The 9,434-nt window shown below is 68.7% G+C and carries 6 protein-coding genes, 1 pseudogene and 1 riboswitch; of the genes and pseudogenes, 3 read left to right on the top strand and 4 right to left on the bottom strand.

What is annotated here, in order from left to right; genetic code table 11:
* Positions 1-66: 66 nt before the first annotated feature.
* Positions 67-1,344 (bottom strand): threonine synthase, encoded by a 1,278-nt coding sequence (gene thrC / locus U9979_RS24365; RefSeq protein WP_322749220.1) that lies wholly within the window; start codon positions 1,342-1,344, stop codon positions 67-69.
* A gap of 9 nt (positions 1,345-1,353) precedes the next feature.
* Positions 1,354-1,471, bottom strand: a riboswitch (SAM riboswitch).
* Positions 1,472-1,473: 2 nt separating this feature from the next.
* On the opposite strand from thrC, the gene U9979_RS24360 reads away from it, so the two are divergent.
* Positions 1,474-2,472 (top strand): glucosyl-3-phosphoglycerate synthase, encoded by a 999-nt coding sequence (locus tag U9979_RS24360; protein WP_322781120.1) that lies wholly within the window; start codon positions 1,474-1,476, stop codon positions 2,470-2,472.
* A 175-nt stretch (positions 2,473-2,647) separates the two neighbouring features.
* Positions 2,648-3,463 carry an HAD family hydrolase gene (locus U9979_RS24355; RefSeq protein WP_322749217.1) on the top strand — a complete coding sequence of 272 codons (816 nt, stop codon included), beginning with the start codon at positions 2,648-2,650 and terminating at the stop codon, positions 3,461-3,463.
* A 276-nt stretch (positions 3,464-3,739) separates the two neighbouring features.
* Here the strand turns inward: U9979_RS24355 and U9979_RS24350 are convergent.
* Together U9979_RS24350 and mptB are read right to left on the bottom strand one after the other, a co-directional pair.
* Positions 3,740-4,477: pseudogene (locus tag U9979_RS24350) on the bottom strand (glycosyltransferase 87 family protein); the annotation flags it as partial.
* Positions 4,478-4,838: 361 nt separating this feature from the next.
* Positions 4,839-6,362, bottom strand: coding sequence for a polyprenol phosphomannose-dependent alpha 1,6 mannosyltransferase MptB (mptB, locus tag U9979_RS24345; RefSeq protein WP_322781119.1), 1,524 nt, complete (start codon positions 6,360-6,362; stop codon positions 4,839-4,841).
* A 550-nt stretch (positions 6,363-6,912) separates the two neighbouring features.
* Between mptB and U9979_RS24340 the strand changes: the two genes are divergently transcribed.
* Entirely contained in the window at positions 6,913-8,418 is a 1,506-nt protein-coding gene (locus U9979_RS24340) for a trehalose-6-phosphate synthase (RefSeq protein ID WP_322781118.1), read from the top strand.
* 43 nt (positions 8,419-8,461) lie between these two features.
* Here the strand turns inward: U9979_RS24340 and otsB are convergent, their stop codons facing one another.
* The gene (gene otsB, locus U9979_RS24335; RefSeq protein ID WP_322749214.1) at positions 8,462-9,313 is read right to left on the bottom strand and encodes a trehalose-phosphatase; all 852 of its coding nucleotides are present in this window, start codon (positions 9,311-9,313) and stop codon (positions 8,462-8,464) included.
* Positions 9,314-9,434: the final 121 nt, after the last annotated feature.

The following is a 9,434-nucleotide window of genomic DNA, read 5'->3' as shown; positions in this document are numbered from 1 at the left end:
GCGTTGTCATACAGGAATTCTCATGAGCGAATCGGTGAAAAGACGGCCGTTCAGCCGTTCAGCCGTTCAGCCGTCGCCGAGGCCGGCGGCCTCGAAGGCGGTCAGGGACGGGCGGATGGTCGCGGTCGGCCGGCCTGTCGACACCAGCGGGTCGAGGGTCTTCAGGCCGTCCCCGGTGTTGAAGATGACGGTTTCGGCGTCCGGGTCGAGCAGCCCCTCGCGCAGCAGCCGCGCCAGACAGGCGACGGTGACGCCGCCGGCGGTCTCGCCGAAGACGCCCTCGGTGCGGGCGAGCAGGCGGATGCCATCGATGATCTCGGGGTCGGTGACGTCGGTGATCGCACCGCCGGTCCGCCGGGCGACGTCGAGTGCGTACGGGCCGTCCGCCGGGTTGCCGATCGACAGGGACTTGGCGATGGTCGACGGCTTCACCGGGGCGACTGTGTCAACCCCGCGGGCGAAGGCCGCGGCGACCGGGTTGCAGCCCTCGGCCTGCGCGCCGAAGACCCGGTACGGCGTCGGCTCCACCAGGTCGAGGCGGCCGAACTCGCCGAAGGCCTTGTCAATCTTGGTCAGCAGCGACCCGGAGGCGATGGGCACAACGACCTGTTCCGGCAGCCGCCAGCCGAGCTGCTCGGCAACCTCGTAGCCGAGGGTCTTGGAACCCTCCGCGTAGAACGGCCGTACGTTGACGTTGACGAACGCCCACTCGTACTCGCCGGACAGTTCGCTGCACAGGCGGTTCACGTCGTCGTAGTTGCCGTCGATCGCGACCAGTGTGCCGCTGTAGACGGCGGTTGACACGGTCTTGCCGTCCTCGAGATCGTGCGGGATCAGCACCACTGAGCGCAACCCGGCGGACGCGGCATGCGCCGCCACGGACTGGGCGAGGTTCCCGGTGGACGCACAGGCGACCGTGGCGAAACCGTGCTCGCGGGCGGCGGACAGCGCCACCGAGACGACCCGGTCCTTGAACGAGTGGGTGGGGTTCGCGCTGTCGTCCTTGACCCACAGTGCCCGCATTCCGAGTTCCGCGGCGAGCCGTGGAGCCGGGCGCAGCGGCGTCCAGCCGGCTCCGAGCGACACCCGGTGCGCCGGGTCGTGGCCGGCGGGAAGAAGCCCGACATAACGCCACAGGTTGGTGGGCCCGGCCTCGATGGAAGCCCGGGTGACCCGGCGCAGCAGGGCCTCGTCGTAGGCAATCTCCAGCGGGGCGAAACACTCGACGCAGACGTGCGTCGGGGAGAGCGGGAATGTGGCGCCGCAGTGCCGGCACGCCAGGGAGACCGCCGGATTGGCGGATTGCGAACCGATCGTAGCAGGGCGCTCGGGAGCGACTGTCATGGGTGAAACTCCTCATCTTTCCCGAGAGCCCGTTGCGTCTCGGGTCGGAATTAGCACCTGCCTCGCACGGATGCGGGTGGTTGCCGGGGCTTCACTGGGCCGGTCCCTCTGCCCCTCTGGATGAGCCGGATGAAGTTGTCAGTCCGTACTGTAGACCGGGTGCGGCGTGATGTGCACCGTTGGTTCGAGCGTCGAACGTATGACGGGCGTGACTTCTCGCCCGTCCGGTTGCTGGCCCGCAAGGAGGGTCCGATCAGCGTGGTGTTGCCCGCGCTGAACGAGGCCGCCACGGTCGGCACGATCGTTTCTGCGATCCATCGCGATCTTGTTGTCGGGGTGCCGCTCGTTGACGAGATCATTGTCATCGATCCGGGGTCGGTCGACGCGACCGCGTCCGAGGCGACCGCCGCGGGTGCGGTGGTGATCCCCGAGGAGCGGATCCTGCCCGGCCACGGGCGGATCGCGGGTAAGGGTGAAGCTCTGTGGAAGTCCCTGTACGCCTCGTCCGGAGATATTGTGATTTTCGTCGACGCGGACCTGGAGGACTTCGACACCCAGGTGGTGACCGGGCTGTTGGGGCCCCTGTTGACCGAGCGGGAGGTGTCCTATGTCAAGGCGTCCTACGACCGGCCGCTGGCGGGCGGCCTGCTGCCCGGCGGTGGTGGGCGGGTTACCGAACTCGTCGCGCGCCCCCTGCTCAACATGCACTGGCCGGCGCTGGCCGGGTTGGTGCAACCGCTCGCGGGCGAGTTCGCCGGCCGCCGCGTCCTGCTCGAGCGGCTACCGTTCGTCTCCGGCTACGGAGTCGAGTTCGCCCAGCTGGTGGACGTCCTGTCCCTGGCGGGCGCGGATGCGATCGCGCAGGTCGAGGTCGGACGAAAGATCCATCGCCACCAGCCCGACGACGCTCTCGGACGCATGGCGGCCGAGATCATCCAGACGGCGTGGACCCGGCTAGGTGTCCACAGCCCGGCTCCGGGGCAGACGTTGACCCAGTTCCGCCGCTGCGACGGCGGGTTTGAGCCGCACACCCACCGGGTCGAGGTGCGGGAGCGTTCCCCGATGATCACAATTCCGGAGTATGCCGCTCGCCGGGCGGCGCGCGTTTCAGGTGACGGACCGCGATGACATCCGAACATTCGATCTTTCGAGGTTTGTAAGGTCAACAAGGGGTTTTCCGGCGTACAAACCTAGAAAGATCGCCATCGCCATCGCCATCGCCATCGCCATCGCCATCGCCATCGCCATCGCCATCGCCATCGCCATCGCCAGCACCAGCGGCACGAGCAGGAGGACATCGCTGATGAGCATCCGGGTCGTCTACACCGATCTTGATGGAACCATGGTCGGGCCGTTCGGGTGCTTCTTCCGGAACGAGGACCACTCCACCACCCTTGATCCGGCTCGCGCCCTCATCGACCTGCACCGGGCGAGCATCGCGTTGGTGCTGGTCAGCGGCCGGACCAGGTCGCAACTGGTCGAAGCCGGTGCGATTTTCGGCGCAGACGGCTTCATAGCCGAGCTCGGTGCGATCGTCGGCTGGGACCATGGACGCAACAGCCAGGTCCTGCGCGGAGCCATGCCAGCCGATCTGGACCAGATACCGGATTCGCTCCTTGCCGCGCTGATCGCGCGGTATTCGGGACGCCTGAAGGTGTACCGACCCTGGCACCGCGGACGCGAGGTCGACATCATGCTCCGGGGCAACATCGACGTGGCCGAGGTGAACCTATGGCTCGTGGCGGAGGGTTTCGACTGGTTGACCATCCGGGACAACGGCATCATTTCGTGGGCTGGCATGCCGGCTGTGGATGATGTCCCGCACGTCTATCATCTCGTTCCCGAGGGTGTCAGCAAGGGCGCCGCGGTGGCTTTCGACCTGGCCCGCCGCGGGTTCCGTCCGGACCAGGCGATCGCGATCGGCGACTCCGCCAGCGACCTGATCATGGCCCGTGAGGTCGGCCGCATGCACCTGGTCGCGAACGCGCTGCGACACACCGATCTCGTCGGGTTGTTGCCGGACCACGACAACGTTGTCGTGGAGGATGGCGCGCTCGGCTCCGGCTGGGCCAGCGCGGTCCGCTCGACGCTGCCGACCGCGCGGCCCGCCACGGTCTGATCTCCTGCCAGCCCGGGAAGCCAGGTGGCCGACGACGGCGAGGAGAAAGAGAACAGCCGCGATGGCGTAGGAGTTCCCGACCAACAGCTGCCAGCCGTGCCAGGAGTACTCGCGGTCGTGCTCGTACGGCAGCCACCACATCGGAGCGAGGACGAGCAGGGCAAAGCCGCCGCGTGCCGCGAGCCGCCCCCCGCGTGGCCCGGTCGGGCCGGCCAGCCAGGCCAGCGCGGGCAGTGCCCACAGCCAGTGGTGGGTCCAGGAGATCGGTGAGACGAGCAGCCCGGTGATGCCACATACCGTCCAGCCGAGCAGGGGCTCGTGGCGGCGAGTGGCCACCACTGCCAGTCCGATCCCGGCGGCGGCTGTGCTCAGCGTCACCAGCTGAAACCAGAGCTCGTCGTGCACGGCATGACCGGCGAGGCGGGTCGCCACCCCGGACAGCGACTGGTTGCCCGCATACGCGATCCCGCCGACGTGGGACGGGTCGAGCGCCAGCCTGGTCCAGAACCGCGCCGAGTCTGCCGGAGTGGCCAGGGCCGCCAGTGCGGAGCAGGCGCTGAAGGAGAGTGCGGCCATGCCCGCGTCCCGGCGTCTGCCCGTGGCGAAGAGGTAGGGAACGAAGATCAACGGGGTGAGCTTCACCGCCGCGGCGATGCCGATCAGTACACCTGAGGGCAGCGGCCCGGACCTACGACGCAGGTCAAGAATGATCAATAGCATGAGCGGGATGTTGATCTGGCCATAGGCGAGATTGCTTCGGATCGGTTCCACGGCCAGGAGGCCTACGGCCAGTGCCGCCTGCCGCCCGACCGCCGGCATCCCAACCGCAGCCGGCCTGGACGCGAGCGGGTCGGTGCGGGCCGCGGCGAGCACCTGGCGGGTCAACTCCGCCAGGCAGGTCAGCAGGACCAGCGCCCAGATGGCCTGTGCTGCCGGCTTCGGCGGGAGGGCGAGGGGGCCGAACAGCACGGCGGCGAACGGCGGGTAGGTGAAGGGCAGGCCGGTACCAGGCATGATCTGGTCATACAGGGGCAAATGGTGCAGAAATGCGTCGCCGCCCAGGCGGTACACGGCAAGGTCGATCCGGGTTCCGAACGCGAGTAGGCCGACCAGGGCGAACAGGCCGACGCCGAGCAGCACCGTGGCCGTGTTCAGGCGCGCGCGCATGCCGTTCCCCCTTTCTCGTGTTCGGGCGTCCTTCTCGTGTTCGGGCGTCCTGACCGGATCCTCGCCGGCACCCGCGGGTGCCGGGGCTTGCAGCTGCCGGGAAGTCTGACGATGCCAGCGCCTGACGATCCCATCGTCTGACGATGCCAGCGCCTGCGGGGCCAGGCTGCGCGGGGCCGGCGTCGCGGGGCGCCGGTGCCCGCCGATGTCAGCGCTTGAGGGTCGTCGTGGACCAGCTGTCCCGGCGCCGTGTGAGTATCACCACAGAGATCAGCACAAGGAAGAGTGTGCTGATCGCGATAACCGGTGCCTGGCGCTGGAGCCACGGGGTGGCTCCAGGTAGGTTGGCGAACAACAGTTCGCAGTGTGGGAGGGCGAGAAACGCACCGACCGCGGACACCGTGCCGAGCAGACTCAGGCGGACCCGGTCGGTTGCCATGGCCAGCGGTATCAGCCCCCATGTCAGGTACCACGGGTACAGGACGGGGCCGAGAACCGCCAGCGTCAGTAGGCCCCAGCCGACAGTCGCGGTGAGGTTCCGCGCACGGATGGTTGCCAACAGGCGCAGCATCACTCCGGCGGTGACCACGATGCCGGCGGTCCGGGTCAGGTTGAGCGCCTGCGCAAACTGGATCTTCATGTCGGCGATGTCGCCCAGCCTTGCGAGCCCGTCGGCAAGACCGACCGTCGGTGCGTACAGGGTGAGGCCCGAGGCGGGAGTCGCCGCCGAACGTAACCAACCGAGCCCGTCTGGAATCAGCAAGACGAGGACCAGCCCGGATGCGCTGACGACGCCGACATCCCGAGCCACCGGCCGCAGCCGTGCCCAAACCGACGCCCGCGCATGCGGCGGGCGGGCGTCGGGAGGGCCGGTGTTGCGCGGGCGGGTGCCCGGTACGGGGGTTCCCGCATGCCACACGGCGACCGCCACGATTGCGAACGCCGCCGGCCACTTCACCGCGGTGGCCGCGGTAAGCAACATCATGGACGCTATCGGACGCCCGGCCCGGGCGGCCAGCAGGCCCGCGGCGAGCAGTGCCACCATGATCGATTCAAGGTGGACGGCGCCGAGGAGCTGCAGGATGACAACCGGGCTGCCGGCGGCGGCGAGGGCCAGCGGCCGTCGCCGGGGGTCCGCGGCCCACGCGACGCACCCGAGGATCACGATGACACCGGCGAGCGCGAGTGCCCTCAGGATCAGGACCGTTCCCAGCACGGTCCCGCCGGACAGCCCATAGGCGGCCTTCAGCAGGGCGAGCGCCAATGGCCCATAGGGTGCCCGCGACATCCGCCAGACCGGGTCGCTCGCGAGCAAGCTGGGTTGGTTACCCAGAATATTCGGACCGTTCCGGTACGGGTTGAGATCGGCGGTGAGCATGGCGCCATGCGCCACATAGCTGTATATATCCAGACTCAGGATCGGTGGACCCACAGCGACGGGCAGACACCAGACGGCGATGATGATCCCGGTCTGGCTGAGCGAGACCGAGCCCCTTCTGGCCAGCAGGCACAGTTGCAACCAGCCGATGACGAGGAGCGCGACGCCGATAATCATGAAGGCGGGCAGGGCTGAAGCACGATCGAGCTGCACCGGGATGAGCAACCCGAACCAGTCGGTAGGCAGCTCAACCCCGGAGCGTAGCGCGAGCCGCCCCGCCGTAGCGACGACCAGGCATGCGCCAGCGAGCCCGAGTAGCCCGGCTAAGATCGCCTCGCCATGCCCACCGGCCATGCGCCACCCGAGCTCGGCGGGTTTCGCGCGGCTTGAGCCTTCACGGAGGTACGTGGTCGAGACGCTACCGCCCCGCGGCATCACGCCCGCGGAGGGCCGCCCGGACCCTGCCTCTGTCATCTGCTCGCGTGCGCGGCATGGCACACGAGACAACCGCAGTCATTTGACATTTTATGTTGATTCCGTCGAAAAGTAGGTTAACCCCGGGTTGTCAGTCGGCGGCGCTGTCGTGTGGTGCTGCTGGCATGTGGCCCTGGCGTCGTGTGGTGCTGCTGGCATGCCGCAGGGCTGTCGTGTGGCGCAGATAGCGAATTATAGCTTACTATCATATAGTAAGCTTTTATCGGATTCAGCCCGGTGTGGACGAAGTGTAGATGAGGTGTGGGTAGGGCGTGGGCAAGGTGTGATCGCACCAGGTCGGGCCGGTGTGGGACGGCCTGGTGCGGGACGGCCTGGTGAAGATCTTGAAGGCATGCCCTAGTCTCCGGGTGTGCGTCATATCACGGGGGTTGACGAACCGGGATGTTCCACGTCTATCGGAACGGCCCGTGTGCTCGTTGCCTCCAACCGCGGGCCGGTGGCGTTCACTGCGGACGATGATGGTTCATTGACCGCGCGTCGCGGCGGTGGCGGGCTGGTCAGTGGCTTGCATGCGGTCGCGGGCGACGATGCCACGTCCGGGGGTACCACCGGTGGCAGTGGGCTGGTGTGGGTCTGCGCGGCGTTGACCGAAGCCGACCGGCGGGCCACCCGCCTGGCCCCGCAGGGACGGCTCGATCGCGCCGGCCATGACACCGGCGGCGCCGCGGTGTGCATGCTCGATGTGGACCGGGTCGTGTTCGAGCGGGCCTACAACGCGGTCGCCAACCGTACACTCTGGTTCGTCCTGCATCTTCTGTATGCACCGGCATTTCAGCCGTCTTTCGGGCCGGCGTTCCAGCAGGACTGGCTGGCCTACGAACGTTACAACGCGATGTTCGCCGAGGCGCTGGCGCGTGAGGCGGCACCCGGCGCGGCCGTACTGATCCAGGACTACCACCTGACTCTTGCGCCTGCGCAGTTGCGTCGCCTCCGGCCGGATCTGCGGATCGCCCACTTCAGCCATACCCCGTGGGCGCCGCCCGAGTACTTCCGGATGCTGCCGGATGACGTCGCCCGCGCGGTCCTTGACGGCATGCTCGGCGCAGACCAGCTGGGCTTCCTGACGGCCGCGTGGGCCGAGGCGTTCTGTCGGTGCGCCCGGGCGATACTCGGCGCGGACATGGTCATCGACCACGACGCCGAGACAGACCACGACGTCGAGACGACCGGCACCACGAGCCTGCCGCAGCTGCGATACCGCGGTCGCGTGGTCCGGATCGGCGTCCACCCGCTCGGGGTTGACGGCGCCGCCCTGGCGCAGCGCGCCCACGGGCATGACGTCACTGCCCGCGCCGCCGAGTTGAGGGAGCTGATCGCCGGTCGCCGGGTGATCGTGCGGGTGGATCGGACCGAGTTGTCGAAGAACATCGTCCGCGGCCTGGAAGCGTACCGGGAGCTCCTGCGCCAGCATCCACGGTGGCGCGGCCAGGTGGTGCACCTCGTCTGCGCCTACCCGTCACGCCACGATCTTCCCGAGTACCGCGAGTACACGGCTGCGGTCCAGCGGATCGTGGCGGAGATCGAGGACGAGTTCGCGACCGCGTCCTGGTTGCCGCTCCGGCTCGAGGTCAACGACGACTATCCACGGTCGCTGGCCGCGTTGTCACTCGCCGAGGTCCTGGTGGTGAATCCGATCCGGGACGGGATGAACCTGGTTGCCAAGGAAGGCGCCGTACTGTCGAGGTCCGGGGCCGCGCTGGTGCTGTCCCGGGAGGCCGGGGCGTGCGCGGAGATGGCCGCCGATGCACTGGTGATCAATCCGTTCGACGTGTGCGAGACGGCGGCCGCCATGCACGCCGCGCTGCTGATGACCCCGGACGAGCGGCGTGGCCGGTGCGAGCGGCTCGCCGCCGTCGCCAGCCGGCTTCCCCCGCACCGGTGGTTTCGAGAGCAGCTCGAGGCCCTGCTCGCCTGACCACGCTCGCCTGAAGGTGCTCGCTCGACGACCGGGAAACACCTCAGGAGAGGCGGTCGGAGAGAAGGCGCAGCAGGGCGACCACCCCCTCCGGACCCGGAACGACGAGATCTGCCTGTTCCCGCAGCTGAGCTGGAACCTCCGGGCCGTCGCTGCACACGGTCAGACCCGGCACCCCGGTAGTCCGCAGCTGGTCGACAGCGTCGAAAGCCGGCAGGTCGCCGATGTCGTCACCGGCGAACAGGACCGACCGGGCACCCAGTTCCGCCGCCCGGTCGCGTAGCGCCCGCCCCTTGTCGTGGCCGGGTGGACGCAGTTCCAGTACCCGTTTGCCGGGCGCCGCCTCGAGCCCGTGGTCTGCGGCGAGGCTGGTCAACGCGGGCGTGAGAGCCGCCAGGGAGGCTTCCGGGTCGGAGGTGCGACGCACATGTACGACGAGCGCGTGCTTCTTGTCCTCGACTACGGTGCCGGCGGGCGCGTCCTCAAGCAGCCGTGGCAGGGCGGCCCTGACCGCCGCGACCCCGGGCAGCGGCTCGGGGCTCGTGATCCGGTTGGTGACGCCGTCCCACCGTTGCAGCCCGTACTGGCCGAGGATGACCATCGACTCGAGCCCCGGCTGTTCAGTGAAGCGGGCGAGAGCGAGCAGGGCTTCGACCGGCCGCCCGGTGATGATGGTGACCGATCCGACCTGCTGGGCTATCCGCGCCAGCGCGGCCAGGGCGCCTGGCGCCGGAACGGCGTCCGATGGGCGGGCGACGATCGGTGCGAGCGTGCCGTCGTAGTCCAGGGAGATCAGCGCACGGCGCGGGTCGGTGAGTAGGGTCGCGAGCCCTGCGCCGCCAGCCAGCGTCCGCGGCGCTGTGGCGATCGGGCCAGAACCGGGCGTGGAAGTCATGAGGTCAGGTCCGTCACTTGTTCTCTCAGGGCCGCCAGCCAGGGCCGCGCGGCCGTTGGCGGTCAGGGCGCGGTTGGCGAAAAAGCCTTGGTTACGACGAGGATGAGCGGCTCGTCCGCGA

Origin of the sequence: Protofrankia sp. Cas4, from assembly GCF_963555915.1 — a bacterium.
In the GTDB taxonomy this organism is placed as follows: Bacteria; Actinomycetota; Actinomycetes; order Frankiales; family Frankiaceae; genus Protofrankia.
The sequence above is the reverse complement of the archived record's forward strand: the minus strand, read 5'-3'. Positions and strand labels throughout refer to the sequence as shown.